Annotated in this window: 16 protein-coding genes; 4 read left to right on the forward strand and 12 right to left on the reverse strand. The window is 62.9% G+C overall.

Features of this window, described 5'->3' with window-relative positions:
• Positions 1–64: 64 nt before the first annotated feature.
• The 9 genes from GIB19_RS13800 to exaC form a co-directional block, all read right to left on the reverse strand.
• The gene (locus GIB19_RS13800) at positions 65–766 is read right to left on the reverse strand and encodes a LexA family transcriptional regulator (protein ID WP_274886847.1); all 702 of its coding nucleotides are present in this window, start codon (positions 764–766) and stop codon (positions 65–67) included.
• Between the two features lie 177 nt (positions 767–943).
• Positions 944–1,471 carry an inorganic diphosphatase gene (gene ppa / locus GIB19_RS13805; protein ID WP_016497835.1) on the reverse strand — a complete coding sequence of 176 codons (528 nt, stop codon included), beginning with the start codon at positions 1,469–1,471 and terminating at the stop codon, positions 944–946.
• Between the two features lie 92 nt (positions 1,472–1,563).
• Positions 1,564–2,379: a M90 family metallopeptidase gene (locus tag GIB19_RS13810; RefSeq protein WP_274886851.1), complete on the reverse strand. Its 816-nt coding sequence runs from the start codon at positions 2,377–2,379 to the stop codon at positions 1,564–1,566.
• A gap of 8 nt (positions 2,380–2,387) precedes the next feature.
• Complete coding sequence (locus tag GIB19_RS13815) at positions 2,388–3,035, reverse strand: DedA family protein (RefSeq protein WP_027594930.1); 648 nt, start codon at positions 3,033–3,035, stop codon at positions 2,388–2,390.
• A 325-nt stretch (positions 3,036–3,360) separates the two neighbouring features.
• Entirely contained in the window at positions 3,361–3,819 is a 459-nt protein-coding gene (locus GIB19_RS13820; RefSeq protein WP_085274007.1) for a GNAT family N-acetyltransferase, read from the reverse strand.
• Positions 3,820–3,927: 108 nt separating this feature from the next.
• Positions 3,928–4,746 carry an ethanolamine ammonia-lyase subunit EutC gene (gene eutC, locus GIB19_RS13825; protein WP_099430860.1) on the reverse strand — a complete coding sequence of 273 codons (819 nt, stop codon included), beginning with the start codon at positions 4,744–4,746 and terminating at the stop codon, positions 3,928–3,930.
• An 8-nt stretch (positions 4,747–4,754) separates the two neighbouring features.
• Positions 4,755–6,149 carry an ethanolamine ammonia-lyase subunit EutB gene (locus tag GIB19_RS13830; RefSeq protein WP_027594933.1) on the reverse strand — a complete coding sequence of 465 codons (1,395 nt, stop codon included), beginning with the start codon at positions 6,147–6,149 and terminating at the stop codon, positions 4,755–4,757.
• A gap of 49 nt (positions 6,150–6,198) precedes the next feature.
• Positions 6,199–7,647 carry an ethanolamine permease gene (gene eat / locus GIB19_RS13835; RefSeq protein ID WP_274886853.1) on the reverse strand — a complete coding sequence of 483 codons (1,449 nt, stop codon included), beginning with the start codon at positions 7,645–7,647 and terminating at the stop codon, positions 6,199–6,201.
• A 165-nt stretch (positions 7,648–7,812) separates the two neighbouring features.
• Positions 7,813–9,333, reverse strand: coding sequence for an acetaldehyde dehydrogenase ExaC (exaC, locus tag GIB19_RS13840; RefSeq protein ID WP_099428235.1), 1,521 nt, complete (start codon positions 9,331–9,333; stop codon positions 7,813–7,815).
• Between the two features lie 255 nt (positions 9,334–9,588).
• Between exaC and GIB19_RS13845 the strand changes: the two genes are divergently transcribed.
• From GIB19_RS13845 to GIB19_RS13860, 4 genes are all read left to right on the forward strand, one after another.
• Positions 9,589–11,595, forward strand: coding sequence for a sigma-54-dependent Fis family transcriptional regulator (locus tag GIB19_RS13845; protein ID WP_274886854.1), 2,007 nt, complete (start codon positions 9,589–9,591; stop codon positions 11,593–11,595).
• Between the two features lie 66 nt (positions 11,596–11,661).
• A complete protein-coding gene (gene mpl / locus GIB19_RS13850; protein WP_085274005.1) occupies positions 11,662–13,011 on the forward strand; it encodes a UDP-N-acetylmuramate:L-alanyl-gamma-D-glutamyl-meso-diaminopimelate ligase in 1,350 nt (449 codons plus the stop codon).
• On the forward strand, positions 13,008–13,637 hold the full coding sequence (gene ubiX, locus GIB19_RS13855; RefSeq protein WP_027594938.1) for a flavin prenyltransferase UbiX: 630 nt from the start codon (positions 13,008–13,010) through the stop codon (positions 13,635–13,637). Before mpl ends, ubiX begins: the two co-directional genes overlap by 4 nt.
• Positions 13,634–13,921, forward strand: coding sequence for a YceK/YidQ family lipoprotein (locus tag GIB19_RS13860; RefSeq protein ID WP_027594939.1), 288 nt, complete (start codon positions 13,634–13,636; stop codon positions 13,919–13,921). Before ubiX ends, GIB19_RS13860 begins: the two co-directional genes overlap by 4 nt.
• 42 nt (positions 13,922–13,963) lie before the next feature.
• Here GIB19_RS13860 and GIB19_RS13865 read toward each other — a convergent pair whose 3' ends face one another.
• The 3 genes from GIB19_RS13865 to GIB19_RS13875 form a co-directional block, all read right to left on the reverse strand.
• On the reverse strand, positions 13,964–14,608 hold the full coding sequence (locus tag GIB19_RS13865; protein WP_027594940.1) for an oxidoreductase: 645 nt from the start codon (positions 14,606–14,608) through the stop codon (positions 13,964–13,966).
• Positions 14,609–14,635: 27 nt separating this feature from the next.
• Positions 14,636–16,369, reverse strand: coding sequence for a C13 family peptidase (locus GIB19_RS13870; RefSeq protein WP_265970168.1), 1,734 nt, complete (start codon positions 16,367–16,369; stop codon positions 14,636–14,638).
• Positions 16,370–16,530: 161 nt separating this feature from the next.
• Entirely contained in the window at positions 16,531–16,791 is a 261-nt protein-coding gene (locus GIB19_RS13875) for a hypothetical protein (RefSeq protein WP_265970169.1), read from the reverse strand.
• Between the last annotated feature and the right edge of the window lie 470 nt (positions 16,792–17,261).

Consider the following 17,261-nt stretch of genomic DNA (forward strand, 5'->3'; position numbering starts at 1 on the left):
AAATGTGCCGCGTAGCATACAAGGGCTTGCGCAGGATGCCCAGCAAAAAATGGCACAGCGTGTTTCAACTGGGGCGATGGCGGCGGAAATGCGACCAGTGGAAGACCCAGCCGAGAATCTCCAGGCTTTGGGCCTGGCGCTGGGCGCATGTATAGCGCTCGACGGCGTAGTTGCGCCGGTCATGGCTGTGCAGGTACAGGGTGCCGTGCGGGCCGAGGCTGAGGTTGTTCACCCTCAGGGTGCCGTTGTGCAGCAAGGCATAGGTCTCGCCCTCGATGACTTCGGTCATGCTCAGGTCTACCGCCAAGGTGGCCTCCAGCGGAATCAGCGGAGCCATGTTGGCGGCAGGCATGGCCAGGCAGATGGCATTTTGCGCAGCAACGCCCAGCGCCTTTAACGCCGTGGTGGGCAGGCGCAGGTGATGGTTGGCCACGGGTGCAAGCAGGCCGTGCTGCAGTGCGTAAAACGGCACCTGCAGCAGCCGGCCGCTGTGTGCTGACAGCGGGGTGGGCGGGGTGGTGTGCGGTGGCCGTGGCGGGCCGCTGCGCAAGATCGGGTTAGGGTGCTTGGGGCCTTCGCCGCTGCGCAGCCAACGGCGATGCACGCAGAACAAGTCGGCCATTTCATCGAGGCGAGCCAACGGAACACCCCGTCTGAACCAGTTATTGACGTGCTGGGGTGTGACGCTGCGTTGGGCAGCGAAATCGGAAGGGGTCAAGCCACATTCGTGCAGCAGGGCTTTGAGGCGGTCACCGGATGTGTTCATGGCCGCGAGTGTAGCGGCCGGGTGCCAGCTGGCATATGAACCGGATGTTGATGCGGCTTGTGCGAAAGATGCTTAGTTGTAGGGCGTTGGAGTAGGGCGATGTAGGATTTTTTACTGGAAGGGTGTTCCCTCGCGCATAAAAAACCCCGCCGAGGCGGGGTTTTTCAGCAATCGGTATCAGCCTTTGTAGGCAGCGACCGATTTGGTGATCGCAGCACGGGCGGCGTCGGCGCCGTCCCAGCCTTCGATCTTGACCCACTTGCCCTTCTCGAGATCTTTGTAGTTCGCGAAGAAGTGCTCGATCTGCTGGATCAGCAGGGCTGGCAGGTCGGTGTACTCCTTGACGTCGACATACAGCTGCGACAGCTTGTCGTGCGGCACAGCGATGACTTTGGCGTCGCCGCCGCCGTCGTCGGTCATGTTCAGGATGCCAACCGGGCGGGCACGGATGACCGAGCCTGGGGCAACTGGGTATGGGGTCACGACCAGCACGTCGAGCGGATCACCGTCGTCGGCCAGGGTGTTCGGGATGAAGCCATAGTTGGCTGGGTAGAACATCGGGGTAGCCATGAAACGGTCGACGAACAGGGTGTCGCTGTCCTTGTCGATCTCGTATTTGATCGGCGCGTGGTTGGCCGGGATCTCGATGGCGACGTAGATGTCGTTCGGCAGGTCTTTGCCCGCCGGAATCTTGCTGTAGCTCATTGGGCAGTGCCCCCGTAGTTGACCAAAAAGTGGCGGCGATTATAGGCACATTCCGCATGGGCATGCCACGCTTGGCCTGATGTGCGGCCGCGTCAGGCGTGGCCTTCGCGGTAATCGGGGTGTTCGGCCTGCAACTGGCTCAGGCGCGCCAGTGGGTCTTGGCGGTAGAACAGCGACAGTTGCTGGTAAACCTGCGGATATGCCTGCTGCAACAGGTCGGGGGCGCTGAAGAAGTATTCGCTGGTGACGGCGAAGAATTCTGCAGGGTTTTCTGCCGCGTATGGGTCGATGGGCGTTTCGGCGTCGGGGTTCAGGTCCAGCTGGCGGTTGAGGTCGTCATAGGCCTGTTGCATGGCCGTCGCCCACTCCTCCACGGGCATGCCACTGTGCAGCGGCGGCAGGCCGTTGGCGTCGCCATTGAGCATGTCGAGCTTGTGCGCCAACTCATGGATGACCAGGTTATAGGCCTCCCAACCACCACTGGCCAGCACCCCGTTCCAGGCCAGGATCACCGGCCCCTGTTGCCAGGCTTCACCGCTGTGTTCGCCGTCCCACACATGCTCCACACCACTGGCATCGCGGTGGCGCTGAGGGCTTTTGAAGTCGTCGGGGTAGAGGATGATTTCGTGGAAACCCTGGTACCAGTTCAGGTCACCCAGGTGCAGCAGTGGCAGCTGCGCCTGGGCAGCCAGGAACAGGCGCTGCTCATCGCTCAGCTCGACACCGGGCAGGGTGGTCAGGTGCTTTTCAAGCAGAAACAGGATGCAGGCTTCACGCAACCAGCGATCTTCTTCATCGCTGATACCGTCGAGCAACGGCAGGTGTTGGCGAACCGCCTGCCATTGCTCGGCTGTGATTGGGTAGCGCTTCAGGGTGCGCCGACGCCGCCAGGCGCTGAAAGACCACATGGCTGGGGTCAGTGAGCCTTGGCGGCACGGCCCAGGCGACCGCGCAGCAGGCCGAGCACCATCGGCACCAGCGACAGGAAGATGATACCCACCACCATCAGCGACAGGTGCTGCTTGATGAACGGCACATTGCCGAAGAAGTAGCCCAGCGTCACCAGGCCTCCGACCCACAGCAACGAACCGGCGACACTGAAGCCCAGGAAGCGCGGGTAGTGCATGTGGGCAATACCGGCGACGAACGGCGCGAAGGTACGCAGAATCGGCAGGAAGCGCGCCAGGGTCACGGTCTTGCCGCCATGGCGTTCATAGAATTCGTGGGTGCGTTGCAGGTAGTCGCGGCGGAAGATCTTCGAATTGGGGTTGTTGAACAACCGCTCGCCGGCCGTTCGGCCAATCACGTAGTTGGTACTGTCGCCCAGGATCGCCGCCGCCATCAGCAGGCCCGCCAGCAGGACTGGGTCCATGCCGCCACCGGCCGCCACGGCGCCGGCGATGAACAGCAGCGAATCACCTGGCAGGAACGGCATCACCACCAGGCCGGTTTCGCAGAAGATCACGGTGAACAGGATGGCGTAGATCCAGGGACCGTAATTGGTGACCAGCAGATCGAGGTAGGCATCGAGATGCAGGATAAGGTCCAGCGGGTTGAAATCCATGTACAGCACCTGTGTTCTGGGGCGTAGGCTCGGTTACCAGGGGATGGGTAAATTTTCACACATGACAAGTGGGGCATTATACGGCGAAGTGAGGATCATGCCCGGGGAGTTTGTAGCGGCGGGTTACGGAAGGGGAAGATTCATACTGCCTGTACCGACCTCACTCGGCAGGCCCACCCATACCTCTGGCCATACGCAATCCTTGTAGGAGCAGCCTTGTGCTGCGAAGAGGCCGGTGCCAGCAGTAGAGATTAACAGTGCTGGCACCGGCCTCTTCGCAGCACAAGGCTGCGCCTACAGGTACAGGTGATAAGGCCTGCGCAGGTCAATCCTGATGGATCGGCAGGATGTAGCTCTCGAACTCGGTGTCCTTGCGAAAGCCGATGGACTCGTAGGTCTTTTGCGCTGCCTCATTGTTGGCGCTGGTCGACACCCGCATCCGCACGGCATTGGTCTCTTTCGCCATCTTCTTGGCCTCGCGCATCAGGTGGTCGGCCACCAGCATGCGTCGCGAGTCTTCGGCCACATAGATGTCGTTGAGAATCCACACGCGTTTGAGCGACAGCGACGAAAAGCTTGGATACAGCTGGCAGAAACCGAGCAATTTGCTGGCATCGTCATCCGCCAGTGCCAGGTAAATCACCGACTCGTCCCGCTTCAGGCGCTTTTCCAGAAAGCTGCGTGAGCTGTCCGGATAGGGTAATTGCCCATAGAACTCGCGGTATTTGACGAACAGGGGGGTCAGCAGGTCGAGGTGTTCCAGGGTTGCCTTGATGATACGCATGTGCGGCCCTCAGGATCCATTTGGGGAAACAGCGGATTGCCAGCCGCTCTCAACAGCATGCTGCCTAATGCGTGCGAGAAGCGCAATCCGCCTTCCGTGACATGATTTTTACCCTTTTCCGAGCAGAAAGTTTCCTTTTTGGCTGGCGGGGGTATCGCTCTCCAGGCTATGGACCTCGGCTTCGTCCTTCAGATTCACCCCGGAAAGCTGCCGGCGACAGGCTTCACGCATCAGGTACAGCAAGCGGTGGGCCGCCATGCCATAGCTCAGGCCCTCAAGGCGCACGTTGGAGATGCAGTTGCGGTAGGCGTCAGTCAGGCCGACCCGCGGCGCGTAGGTGAAATACAGGCCGAGGCTATCGGGCGAGCTCAACCCCGGGCGCTCGCCGATCAGCATCACGGTCATCCGTGCGCCCAGTAACTCGCCAACCTCGTCGGCCACGGCCACGCGGCCCTGTTCCACCAGCACCACCGGCGCGCTGGTCCAGCCGTCGGCAGCGGCCTGTTCCTCGAAACGGGTCAGAAACGGCAGGGTATGGCGGTGCACGGCGAGGGCCGAGAGGCCGTCAGCGACGACGATGGCCAGGTCGACACCGCCCGGGTTGGCCTGGGCATGCTGGCGCAGGGTTTCGATCGAGTCTTCGTTCAGCCGCCGGCCCAGGTCCGGGCGCTGCAGGTATTGGTCACGGTCGTGGGCGGCGCTGTGCAACACCAGGCTGTCGCGCCCGCGGTCACTGAGCTGGGCGGTCAGCCCGGCATGGTCGAAGGGCAGGTGCACGGCATCGCGGGCCTGGGCATGCGCGAACTGGAAGTCCAATTGGGCGCCGGTCGGCAGGCTGGTGCCGGTGCGGCCCAGGGCGATACGCGCCGGGGTCAGGGTACGCAGGGCCAGCCAGGGGTTGTCGGGGGTTACGGTGCGAGGGTCCATGGTCATCCCTATGCAAGCTGTGCCAACGCCTGGCGGAACGCCGGCGGCAGGTTGTCACCAAAGCGCACCCGGCCATCGGCCTGGGTAAAGATGCCGGTGCGCGCCAGCCATGCTTCAAATTCGGGGCCGGGCTTCAGGCCCAGGGTCTGGCGCGCATACAGCGCGTCATGGAACGACGTGGTCTGGTAGTTGAGCATGATGTCGTCGGAGCCGGGGATGCCCATGATGAAGTTGATCCCGGCCACACCCAGCAAGGTCAGCAGGGTGTCCATGTCGTCCTGGTCGGCTTCGGCGTGGTTGGTGTAGCAGATGTCGCAACCCATCGGCACGCCCAGCAGCTTGCCGCAAAAGTGGTCTTCGAGGCCGGCGCGGATGATCTGCTTGCCGTTGTACAGGTACTCCGGGCCGATGAAACCGACCACGGTATTGACCAGAAACGGCTTGAAGTGCCGGGCCACGGCGTAGGCACGGGTTTCGCAGGTCTGCTGGTCGACGCCGTGGTGGGCGTTGGCCGACAGGGCACTGCCCTGGCCGGTCTCGAAATACATGAGGTTTTGCCCAAGGGTGCCGCGCTTGAGCGACAGGCCCGCTTCGTAACCCTCCTGCAGCACGTTGAGGTTGATGCCAAAGCCTGCGTTGGCAGCTTCGGTGCCGGCGATCGACTGGAACACCAGGTCCAGCGGCACGCCACGGTTGATCGCTTCGATCGAGGTGGTGACGTGGGTCAGCACGCAGGCCTGGGTGGGGATGTCGTAGCGCTGGATGATTGCATCGAGCATTTCCAGCAGGGCACAGATCGAGGCGATGCTGTCGGTGGCCGGGTTGATGCCGATCATGGCGTCGCCGTTGCCGTACAGCAGGCCATCGAGGATGCTGGCGGCGATGCCAGCGGGTTCGTCGGTCGGGTGGTTGGGTTGCAGGCGGGTCGACAGGCGCCCGCGCAGGCCCATGGTGCCGCGGAAACGGGTAACCACGCGGATCTTCTGCGCCACCAGGATCAGGTCCTGGACGCGCATGATCTTCGACACCGCCGCCGCCATTTCCGGTGTCAGGCCCGGCGCCAGCGCGCGCAGGCTGTCTTCGTCGGCTTCTTCGCTGAGCAGCCAGTCACGCAGGCCGCCCACGGTGAGGTGGCTGACCGGTGCGAAGGCCTGGGCATCGTGAGTGTCGATGATCAGGCGGGTGACCTCGTCCTCTTCATAGGGGATCAACGCCTCGGTCAAAAAGTGCGTCAGCGGGATGTTGGCCAAGGCCATCTGCGCGGCGACCCGCTCACCGTCGTTGCTGGCGGCGACACCGGCCAGGAAATCCCCTGAACGTGCAGGGCTGGCCTTGGCCATCACGTCCTTGAGGCTGTCGAAGCGGTAGACCAGGTGGCCTACCGTGTGTACGAAACTTGCCATACAGATTCTCCAGAGCGCCGCGGGGCTGGCCCGCGGCGGGTGTCGGCGATCAGTGCAAGGCCTCTTCGGCCTTCTGGATCGCGGCGAATTCCTCTTCCGGTGTGCCCGCTACCAGGTGGTGACGGCTGTAGAACGCAAAGTAGGCAATTAATACTCCATAGATCACCGCGGCGCCAATCACAACCCGCGGGTCGACCAGGAACCCCGCCACCACGGCGATGCACGCCAGTACCAGGGCTACGCCCGAGGTGAAGATGCCGCCCGGAGTGCGATACGGGCGTTCCATTTTCGGACGGCGGATGCGCAGGGTGATGTGTGCAGCCATCATCAGCACGTAGGACAGCGTGGCGCCGAACACCGCGACCAGAATCAGCAGGTCGCCCTGGCCGGTCAGCGACAGCCCGAAACCGATGAGGCCGGGGATGATCAGGGCCAGTACCGGCGCCTTGCTTTTGTTGGTCTCGGAGAGTTTGCGCGGCAGGTAGCCGGCGCGGGACAGCGCGAAGATCTGCCGCGAGTAGGCATAGATGATCGAGAAGAAGCTGGCAATCAGGCCAGCCAGGCCGACCAGGTTGACGAAGCTGCCCATCCAGGTGGAACCGCCATAGGCTTTGGACAGTGCCTCGACCAGTGGGTTACCGGAGGCCTTGAGCGCTTCGGAGCCCGCCGCGCCAGGGCCGATCACCAGAATCAACAGGGCGAAGGCCAGCAGCACCAGCATCGCGCCGATCAGGCCGCGGGGCAGGTCGCGTTTTGGGTTCTTGGTTTCTTCGGCGGCCAGCGGCACGCCTTCGACGGCGAGGAAGAACCAGATGGCGTAAGGGATTGCGGCCCACACGCCGACATAGCCGAACGGCAGGAAACTGCTGGCGCCGGCGGCGTCGGTCTTGGCGATGTCGAACAGGTTGGCTGCATCAAAATGGGGCACCATGCTCACCAGGAACACGCCCAAGGCAATGGCGGCAATGGCGGTGATGATGAACATCAGCTTCAGCGCTTCGCCGACGCCGAAGATGTGGATGCCGATGAACACGATGTAGAACGCCAGGTAGATGACCCAGCCGCCGATGCCGAACAGTGACTCACAATAGGCGCCGATGAACACGGCGATGGCCGCCGGGGCAATGGCATATTCGATGAGGATGGCCGTGCCGGTAAGAAAACCGCCCCATGGGCCAAAGGCGCTGCGGGCAAAGCCGTAGCCGCCGCCTGCAGTGGGGATCATCGACGACAACTCGGCCAACGAGAAGCACATGCACAGGTACATGGTGGCCATCAGCAGGGTGGCGAGGAACATACCGCCCCAGCCGCCTTGGGCCAGGCCGAAGTTCCACCCGGCGTAGTCGCCGGAGATCACATAGGCGACCCCGAGGCCGACCAACAGCACCCAGCCGGCTGCGCCTTTTTTCAGTTCACGTTGCTGGAAATAGTCCGAACCGACTTTTTCGAAGTCGACAGAAGAGCCTGCCGGCACATTACCGGATTGATCGCTTGGCATAGTTTCACCTGTTGTTTTTCTTGGTGGCCGGAGGGACTTCCAGCCCATGGTGATAGGTACTGCAGGAAGCGAGCCAGAGCGGTTCGTGCACGGGAACCGCGTTGGCTTGTGGTGGTGATGAACCGCTGCGGTGGGCTGCAAGCAGCCCCCGCAGTTATCCCAGGTTTAGAAGAAGCCCAACGGATTGATGTCGTAACTCACCAGCAGGTTCTTGGTCTGCTGGTAGTGATCGAGCATCATCTTGTGGGTCTCACGCCCAACGCCGGACTTCTTGTAACCGCCAAACGCGGCATGCGCCGGGTACAGGTGGTAGCAGTTGGTCCACACGCGGCCAGCCTTGATGCCGCGGCCCATGCGATAGGCGCGGTTGATGTCGCGGGTCCACACACCGGCACCCAGGCCGAACTCGGTGTCGTTGGCAATCGCCAGGGCTTCGGCTTCGTCCTTGAAGGTGGTGACGCTGACCACCGGGCCGAAGATTTCTTCCTGGAACACGCGCATCTTGTTGTTGCCCTTGAGCAGGGTCGGTTGGATGTAGTAACCGGTCGACAGCGCGCCTTCGAGTTTTTCCACCTTGCCGCCGGTCAGCAGCTCGGCGCCTTCTTCCTTGGCAATTTCCAGGTACGACAGGATCTTCTCGAACTGCTGTTGCGACGCCTGGGCGCCGACCATGGTGTCGGTGTCCAGCGGATCGCCACGCTTGATCTGCAGGACCTTCTTCATCACCACTTCCATGAACTGCGGGTAGATCGACTCCTGCACCAGGGCACGCGATGGGCAGGTGCACACTTCGCCTTGGTTGAAGAATGCCAGCACCATGCCTTCGGCGGCCTTCTCGATGAAGCTCGGCTCGGCCTGCATGATGTCTTCGAAGTACACGTTAGGCGACTTGCCGCCCAGCTCGACGGTAGACGGGATGATGTTTTCGGCGGCGCATTTCATGATGTGCGAGCCGACCGGGGTCGAACCGGTGAAGGCGATTTTGGCGATGCGTTTGCTGGTGGCCAGCGCTTCGCCCGCTTCACGGCCATACCCCTGTACGACGTTGAGCACGCCTTTGGGCAGCAGGTCGCCGATCAGCTCCATCAGTACAGTGATGCCCAGCGGGGTCTGCTCGGCGGGTTTGAGGACCACGCAGTTGCCTGCGGCCAGGGCTGGGGCGAGTTTCCACGCGGCCATCAGCAGCGGGAAGTTCCACGGGATGATCTGCCCGACCACGCCCAGAGGCTCGTGAATGTGATAGGCGACGGTGCCTTCGTTGATTTCGGCGGCGCCGCCCTCTTGGGCGCGGATGCAACCGGCGAAGTAACGGAAGTGATCGACCGCCAGCGGGATGTCGGCGTTGAGGGTTTCGCGGATTGGCTTGCCGTTGTCCCAGGTTTCGGTAATGGCCAGGACTTCAAGGTTCTGCTCGATGCGGTCGGCGATTTTCAGCAGCACGTTGGAGCGGTCCTGGACGGACGTGCGGCCCCAGGCATCGGCGGCGGCGTGGGCGGCATCCAGGGCTTTGTCGATGTCTTCGGCAGTGGAGCGGGGAAACTCTGCGATCAGCTTGCCATTCACCGGGGAGGTGTTTTCGAAGTACTGCCCCTTGACCGGAGCTACGAATTCACCACCGATGTAGTTGCCGTAGCGGCTCTTGAAGGAAACCTTCGCGCCTTCGGTACCGGGATGTGCGTAACGCATGGTGTGTCTCCTGGCTATTGTGTTTGTTAGGGAGTTGAAAAGCGTAGAGCAAAGGTTGGGCCAGTGTTTTGAGGTTGTTCTAAATCAAGCACTTAGCGTAATTTTCAGAGGGCTGTGAAAGCCCGCTGTGCCAGCTGTGGTACGGCCTGTGTGACACTTTGTGCCATTTGCGACACGCTGCCGGCAGGTGCATTGCAAAGGCCCGCCGGGTGGAGGATGCTGGCTGAACGCTCGATCAGCGGAGAACCACAACACATGCAGAGCAATCACTTGAGTCGCCATGCCCAGCAAGTGCATACCGTTGCCCACGGTGAAGCCGGGGCGGGCGGCAGTGACCCGGCGATCGCCCGGTCCTGGCTGCGCTGCCTCGAGGATTACCACCTCGACCCGACGCTGATCGAGGCCCCCGTGGTGCTTGAACACGGGCGCTTGCTGGAAACCCGCGAGCGCCTGCACCAGGTGCTGAAAATTGCCGATGCCGAGATGAACAGCCTGCATCAGCAGCTCTCTGGCGCTGGCCATGCGGTGCTGCTGACCGATGCCCGTGGGGTGATCCTCAACTGTGTCAGCGCCCCCAGCGAGCGGCGCATCTTCGAGCGGGCAGGGCTGTGGCTGGGCGCCGACTGGAGCGAAGCGCGCGAAGGCACCAACGGTATCGGCACCTGCCTGGTCGAGCGCCAGGCCCTGACCATTCATCAGCACGAACACTTTCGTGGCCGCCACACCGGCCTGACCTGCTCGGCAAGCCCGGTGTTCGACCCGCATGGCGAACTGCTGGCGGTACTCGACGTGTCGTCGGCGCGGCCTGATGTGTCGCGGCAGAGCCAGTTTCACACCATGGCCTTGGTCAACCTCTCGGCGAAGATGATCGAGAGCTGTTATTTCCTGCGTCATTTTCAGCAGCAGTGGCTGCTGCGCTTTCATCTGCAGGCTGAGTCGGTCGGCTTGTTCAGCGAGGGCTTGCTGGCCTTCGAGGGTGACGGGCGGATTTGCGCCGCCAACCAGAGCGCGCTCAATCTGCTGGGCACCGTACGCGGTGGCGTGCTGGGGCAACCGGTGGAGCGGTTTTTTGCTTGCAGCCACGACGAACTGTTCAGCCGCGCCGTGCCGGGCGGCAGTACCGTCTGGCCGTTGCAGACACGCGACGGCCGCCAGGTGTTTGCCAGCCTGCGAGGCCAGGCGCGTACGCCGGTATGGTCAGTACCGCTCAGCCAGCCCCAGCCCCAGCGTGCTGAAGCGCCAGGCATCTGCCTGCTCGACCCGGCGTTGCAAAACGACTTTCGCCGCTGCGTGCGGGTATTCGAGCGTGATGTGCCGCTGCTGTTGCGTGGCGAGACCGGTTGCGGCAAGGAGGCATTCGCCCAGGCCGTGCACCAGGCCAGCCAGCGTCGCGGTAAGCCGTTCGTGGCGATCAACTGCGCCTCGATCCCAGAGAGCCTGATCGAAAGCGAGCTGTTCGGTTATCGCGGTGGCAGCTTTACCGGCGCACGCAAGGAAGGCATGCGCGGCAAGCTGCTGCAGGCCGACGGCGGCACGTTGTTGCTGGACGAGATTGGTGACATGCCACTGGCCTTGCAGACGCGCCTGTTGCGGGTCCTGGAAGAGCGCCAGGTGGTGCCGATTGGCGGTGAGCCCCAGGCCGTGGACGTGCGCATCGTCAGTGCCACCCACCGCGACCTGCTGGAGCGGGTGGCGCAGGGGAGTTTCCGCGAAGACCTGTATTACCGGTTGAACGGGCTGGAAGTGGCCTTGCCAGCAGTGCGTGAGCGCAGTGACAAGGGCCAGTTGCTTGACTTTTTGCTGCGTGAGGAGGCCCAGGGGCAACGGGTCGAACTGGAGCCCAGTGCGCGTCAGGCGTTGCTGGACTTTGCCTGGCCGGGGAACGTGCGGCAGATGCGCAATGTATTGCGCACGCTCGTGGCGCTTTGCGATAACACCTTCATCGGGTTCTCCGACCTGCCCGCGACTTTCCGGAGTAATGCGGCCCCTGTGGGGGCGGGCTTGCCCCGCGAAGCAGGCAACGCGGTGGATGGCACCGGCTTTGCCGGTGTTCGCGGGGCAAGCACGCTCCCACACGAGGAGCAAAACAGTCTCACCCACAAGAGCGCGCCAGTGCGCCTTGAGGACGCTGAGTGCGAAGCTCTGCTGTCAGTGCTGGAGGCAAAACACTGGCACTTGACCCGCGTTGCCGAGCACCTGGGCATCAGCCGCAATACCTTGTATCGAAAACTGCGCAAACACGGCATCACCCGGGTCGGCTGAGCGAAACAGCGGGTGCGATTTCCCGCGCCCTGGGCTACCCTGCCTCGATGTTTTGCGAGGTCGACCATGCATATTCACATTCTCGGTATTTGCGGCACGTTCATGGGTTCCCTGGCGGTCCTGGCCAAAGAGCTTGGCCACCGCGTCACCGGCTCCGACGCCAATGTCTATCCCCCGATGAGCACCCAGCTCGAGGCCCAGGGCATCGAGCTGACCCAGGGCTATGACCCTGCTCAGCTAGACCCGGCACCCGACTTGGTCGTGGTCGGCAACGCCATGTCGCGGGGTAACCCCGCGGTGGAATACGTGTTGAACAAGGGCCTGCCCTATGTCTCTGGCCCACAGTGGCTGGCTGACCACGTGCTGCAGGGCCGCTGGGTATTGGCCGTTGCCGGTACCCATGGCAAGACCACCACCAGCAGCATGCTGGCCTGGGTGCTGGAGCATGCCGGCATGAGCCCTGGGTTCTTGATCGGCGGCGTGCCACAGAATTTCTCGGTGTCCGCGCGCTTGGGCGACACGCCGTTCTTCGTGGTCGAGGCCGACGAGTACGACAGTGCGTTCTTCGATAAACGCTCGAAGTTCGTCCACTACCACCCGCGCACCGCGATTCTCAACAACCTTGAGTTCGATCACGCGGACATCTTCCCCGATCTGGCCTCCATCGAGCGCCAGTTCCACCACTTGGTGCGCACGATCCCGAGCGAAGGCCTGGTGATCCATCCGACCACCGAACAGGCGCTGGAGCGGGTCATCGGCATGGGTTGCTGGACCCCGGTGCAAACCACCGGTGAAGGCGGCCAATGGCAGGCGCGCCTGCTCAGCCCCGATGGGTCGCGCTTCGAAGTGCTGTTCGAGGGCGAGGCACAGGGCGTGGTCGATTGGGCGCTGACCGGTCAGCACAACGTCGCCAATGCCTTGGCAACCCTGGCTGCGGCCCGCCATGTCGGTGTAGTGCCGGCCATGGGTATCGCCGGGTTGAGCGCCTTTAAAAGCGTCAAGCGGCGCATGGAGAAGGTCGCTGAAGTGCAGGGCGTGACCATCTACGATGACTTCGCTCACCACCCGACCGCCATCGCCACCACCCTCGACGGCCTGCGCAAGCGCGTAGGTGAAGCACCGGTGATTGCGGTGATCGAGCCGCGCTCCAACTCGATGAAGCTGGGTGCCCACCGCGATGGCCTGCCGGAAAGCGTCAACGATGCCGACCAGGTCATCTGGTACGCACCGGCTAACCTGGGCTGGGACCTGGCCGCTACGGCGGCGCAGTGCACCGTGCCGAGCGTGGTTGCCGACAGCCTCGAAGCGATCATCGAGCGCATCAAGGGCCAGGCACGGCCGGGCACCCACGTCGTGATCATGAGCAACGGCGGCTTCGGCGGCTTGCACGGCAAACTGGCCGAGGCGCTCAAGTGAGCGGGCCGGCGCGCATCACCCTTGCCATGACGGGCGCCTCTGGCGCGCAATATGGCCTGCGCCTGCTCGATTGCCTGGTGCGTGAGGACCGCGAGGTGCATTTCCTCATTTCCAAGGCCGCGCAGCTGGTGATGTCCACCGAAACCGATGTGTTGCTGCCGCCCAAGCCCCAGGCGATGCAGGCGTTTCTGACCGAATACACCGGCGCTGCCGACGGCCAGATCCGCGTGTATGGCAAGGAAGACTGGATGTCGCCGGTGGCCTCGGGCTCTGGCGCACCGGCGGCGATGGTGGTGGTGCCGTGTTCTACGGGTACCTTGTCGGCGATTGCCACCGGTGCTTGCAACAACCTGATCGAGCGGGCCGCCGACGTCACCTTGAAGGAGCGCCGCCAGTTGATCCTGGTGCCGCGTGAAGCCCCGTTCTCGACGATCCACCTGGAGAACATGCTCAAGCTGTCGCAGATGGGTGCCGTGATCTTGCCTGCGGCCCCAGGCTTCTACCATCAGCCGCAGACCATCGACGACCTGATCGATTTCGTCGTTGCACGCATTCTCAACCTGCTGGACATCCCTCAGGACATGCTGCCGCGTTGGGGTGAACATCACTTTGGGGCGGATGATTGAAGCGAGCACTGTCGGGGTTGGTGGCGCTGGCGCTGCTCAGTGGCTGCGCCACAGTACGCACGCTGGATGCCAACAAGCCAGGCGCGCCGGTGGTGTATGCCGGAACGCGGCTGGACCTGTATGTGATGAACGGCGGGTGCTGCCCGAAAGATCATTTCGGCGCGCTGGCGCCCGCCTACCCAGGCCTGGATCTGCCCGGTAGCCTGTTACTGGATACGCTGCTGCTGCCGTTGTCGTTGCTGACGGCAGCAGGCGTCGGCTTCCAGGCCACCGGCGGGCTTTGATTACGGTATTAACGCGTAATCCGTGCGGGAGCGCGCGCGGCGCTAGTTTTTGCCCAGGCGGCGCAGTTCATCCGACTCGATCACCCGCACCCCGTCTTCTTCCTCCAGCGCCAGGCGCCACAGCGCCCGTGCCAGGGTGCACGCCTCGATACCCCGATACTTCCCAGGTATCAGCTTGGAAAGCGGTGAAATCAGTTGCTCGCCAAAGCGCGGCTCAATGCGATCACCCAGCAGCACCGACGGGCGGACGATGGTCAGCTGTGGCCAGTCCTGGGCCTTCAGCGCTTCCTCCATTTCACCCTTGACGCGGTTGTAGAAGATCGATGATTTAGGGTCGGCGCCCACTGCGCTGACAACCAGCAAATGGCGCGCACCGAGTTCCCGGGCGCGCTTGCTGAAGGCCACGACCATGTCCAGGTCGACGGCGCGGAAAGCCGATTCGGAGCCAGCCTGCTTGAGCGTGGTGCCCAGGCAGCAATAGGCGATATCGACACGCCCGGCAAGCTGCGGAAGAAACACCGCCGGGTCGCCCACTGGGTTTTCCAGGTGCGGGTGTTCGGCCAGCGGCCGGCGCGTAGGGGCCAGCACCCGGCTGATGGTCGGTTCGTTGAGTAGGCGGTCTAGCAGGTGTTCACCCGTCAGACCCGTGGCACCGGCAAGCAGGACATGCTGAGGCGTCAAATACATGATGTCTCTCCCTTGTTACACACAAGCTTAGTGGTTGCCAGGCTTTTTTTCCTGCTGCTCCACCGTCGCTTGTGCAGCATTGCGTAGCGCTTCCTCGGCCTGTTGCCGGCGTAGGTGCTGCCAGTGTGCCAGTACTGCTGGCGGCGCCCAAAGCTGCGGTTCAGAGGCTTCGAAACCGTCCTTTCGTTCTCTTTCGGCAACGCTGGCGCGTGCCAGTTCAAACGCCTGTTTCAGGTCGTCGGTCTGGTTCAGCGCCTCGGCGAACAGGGCATCGCCAAAGTAGGTGAAGTCGGCTTCCTCCGAGCAACCGAACGACACCCGATCGGCGCGGGCGGCGGTCATGATCACCGTGCGATCGTCTTTGAGCGGCGCGATGTAGCCCCCTGAATAGCAGGCCGAGATGACGATTACCTTGTCGCGCTCCTTCAGCGGTGCCAGGGCACTGGCCAGCTCGTCGGCGGACAGGTCGGCCAGTTGCAGGCGGGGTTGGTCGAGCACCAGTTGGTGGTCGTGGCTGCCGTGGCTGGTGAGGTAGATGAACACCAGGTCCTCGGGGCCGCTGCGTTCGGCCAGGGTACGGGCAGCGCGGGTTAGGTTCTCGCGGGTGGCCATGGGGCGGCTGGCCATGTGGTCCCGATGGTTGACCAGGGTAACCTGGCCACGGGCGCCAAAACGGACCTTGAGCATGTTGCTGACGTAGTCGGCTTCGCGCAGGAACACGCTTTGCTGGCCATCGCCGGCCACGACCAGGCTGTATAACTGGATGGCCGGCGCGGTAGGCGGCACCCGTGCCAGTGCGTCCTCCAGCAGGCGGCCCTGGTTGAGCAGGGCCAGGTCCAGCGGGTCGGGCAACAGCGTGCCCTTTTCGTCGCGCACGCGTACGCCATTGACCCAAGTGCCACCCTCGACCTTGCCGTTGCTCAGGGTCAGCCGGCCTTTGCCATGGTAGGCATCGTTTTCGAAGGCGCCGATGTACTGGCTGCCGTCGGCCAGTTGCAGGTTGCCTTGGCCAGAAAAGTGCCAGTCAACGAAACCGCCTTTGTAATGGCTGCCATCGCTGCCGAGCAGTTCACCTTCGCCCACCAGTGAGCCATCCTTGAATTCGCCGATCCACACGTCACCTTCGGCGCTTTCATAGCGGCCGCGGCCTTCCAGGCGGTTGTCCTTGAACTCCCCGATGTACTGCTCGCCGTCGACGCTGTCGTAGGTGCCGCTGCCTTGCAGCAGGCCATCGACGAAACGGCCGCTGAACTGGTTGCCGCTGGCGTCGCTGCGCACGCCGGCGCCGTTCGGTTTGCCTTTGGCGAACAGGCCCTGGTAGCGGCTGCCGTCGGCCAGCTCCAGCTCGCCTGCGCCTTCGTACTGGTCGTCCTTGAACTGGCCGCGGTAAGTCTGGTCGGCTTGCTTGAGGGTACCTTCACCGTCGCGTCGGCCGTGGCTGAAGGTGCCGGCATAGTGGCTGCCCGGTGTGGTTAAGTCGCCGAGGCCCTGGAACAGGCCCTCGGCGAACTGGCCCCGGTAGACTTCACCGTTTTGGCCGTGCCACTCGCCCTGACCATGCCATTGGCCGTCCTTGAAACTGCCGGCGTACCAGCTGCCATTGGGGTAGTCGATGCGGCCCTCGCCTTGCAGCAGGCCATTGACCACTTCGCCCCGGTAACGCCCGCCGTCGGGCAGGCGCGCGTCCGGAGGCAGTAGCGATTCGCCATCTCCGCACGCGGCGAGCAACAGGATCAGGGTGACAGGGAGCAGTGGACGCATGGTGGAGACCGGGCAATAGGTCTGCCGAGTATGACGCAGAATGGGGGGCTGAGACAGATAGGGCATAAGCAGATAAACAACAGGCCCGCAGTCTTTGTAGGAGCGCCCCGGCAAGGCCGCTCCAGTACTGCGCTGCCCTTGTGGGCGGAGCAGTATCAATGCTAGGTGATGCTCCCGGCCTGGCGACGCAACAGCAACTCGGCCAGCGCTTTGGTCATCTGTAGGTGATGCACCGCATTGACCAGCATGTTGATGCCCGGCTCACCCGCATTGGCGCAGATGTATTCGTCCAGGGTGTCTTCGATACCGCTCATCAACTGGAGAGCATGGATCACGGCGTCTACCGAGGGCATGTCTTGGTTGATGCTGTAGAAGGGGCGGGAAGTCAGCGTTTTGGGTGGATCTGGGACAATCTTCTTCATAATCACAACTCACACGTCGGTTCAGAAAATAGCCTCCACAGGGTCCTTTCTCACGGGACTAGGGTGGCGACCGTGCACGGGGTGAGAAATCCGAGGACGTGTGAGCTCGGCCAGGCCGAAGCCTGCCCGCGCACGGCTGCCATGACGAATGCCGCAATCACACACCTTCGGGTTTCTCACGCCCGGTCACCAAACATGGCGACCCTGAGACGTTATCCCTGAGATGTTTCCCCGACAATGGAGCGACCTCCGACAGGCTCGTAGGATAATTCGCTTGATGATGAGAGCTGAAGCATTTCGTTTCAGGTTCGGAAATACCTTACAGATCGCGCGATGGCGGGGTGCATGCCGGGGGATTAGGTGGGGGCTGACAGGTGCATGCCTTGATTAGGGCAGCGCCTGTGAGATCGAGCGCCGCCCGCGCGGCGCTTCGCAGCACAAGGCTGCTCCCACATCTATTTCGGGCCAGT

Source organism: Pseudomonas sp. ITEM 17296 (assembly GCF_028895205.1).
Taxonomy (GTDB): Bacteria; Pseudomonadota; Gammaproteobacteria; order Pseudomonadales; family Pseudomonadaceae; genus Aquipseudomonas; species Aquipseudomonas kermanshahensis.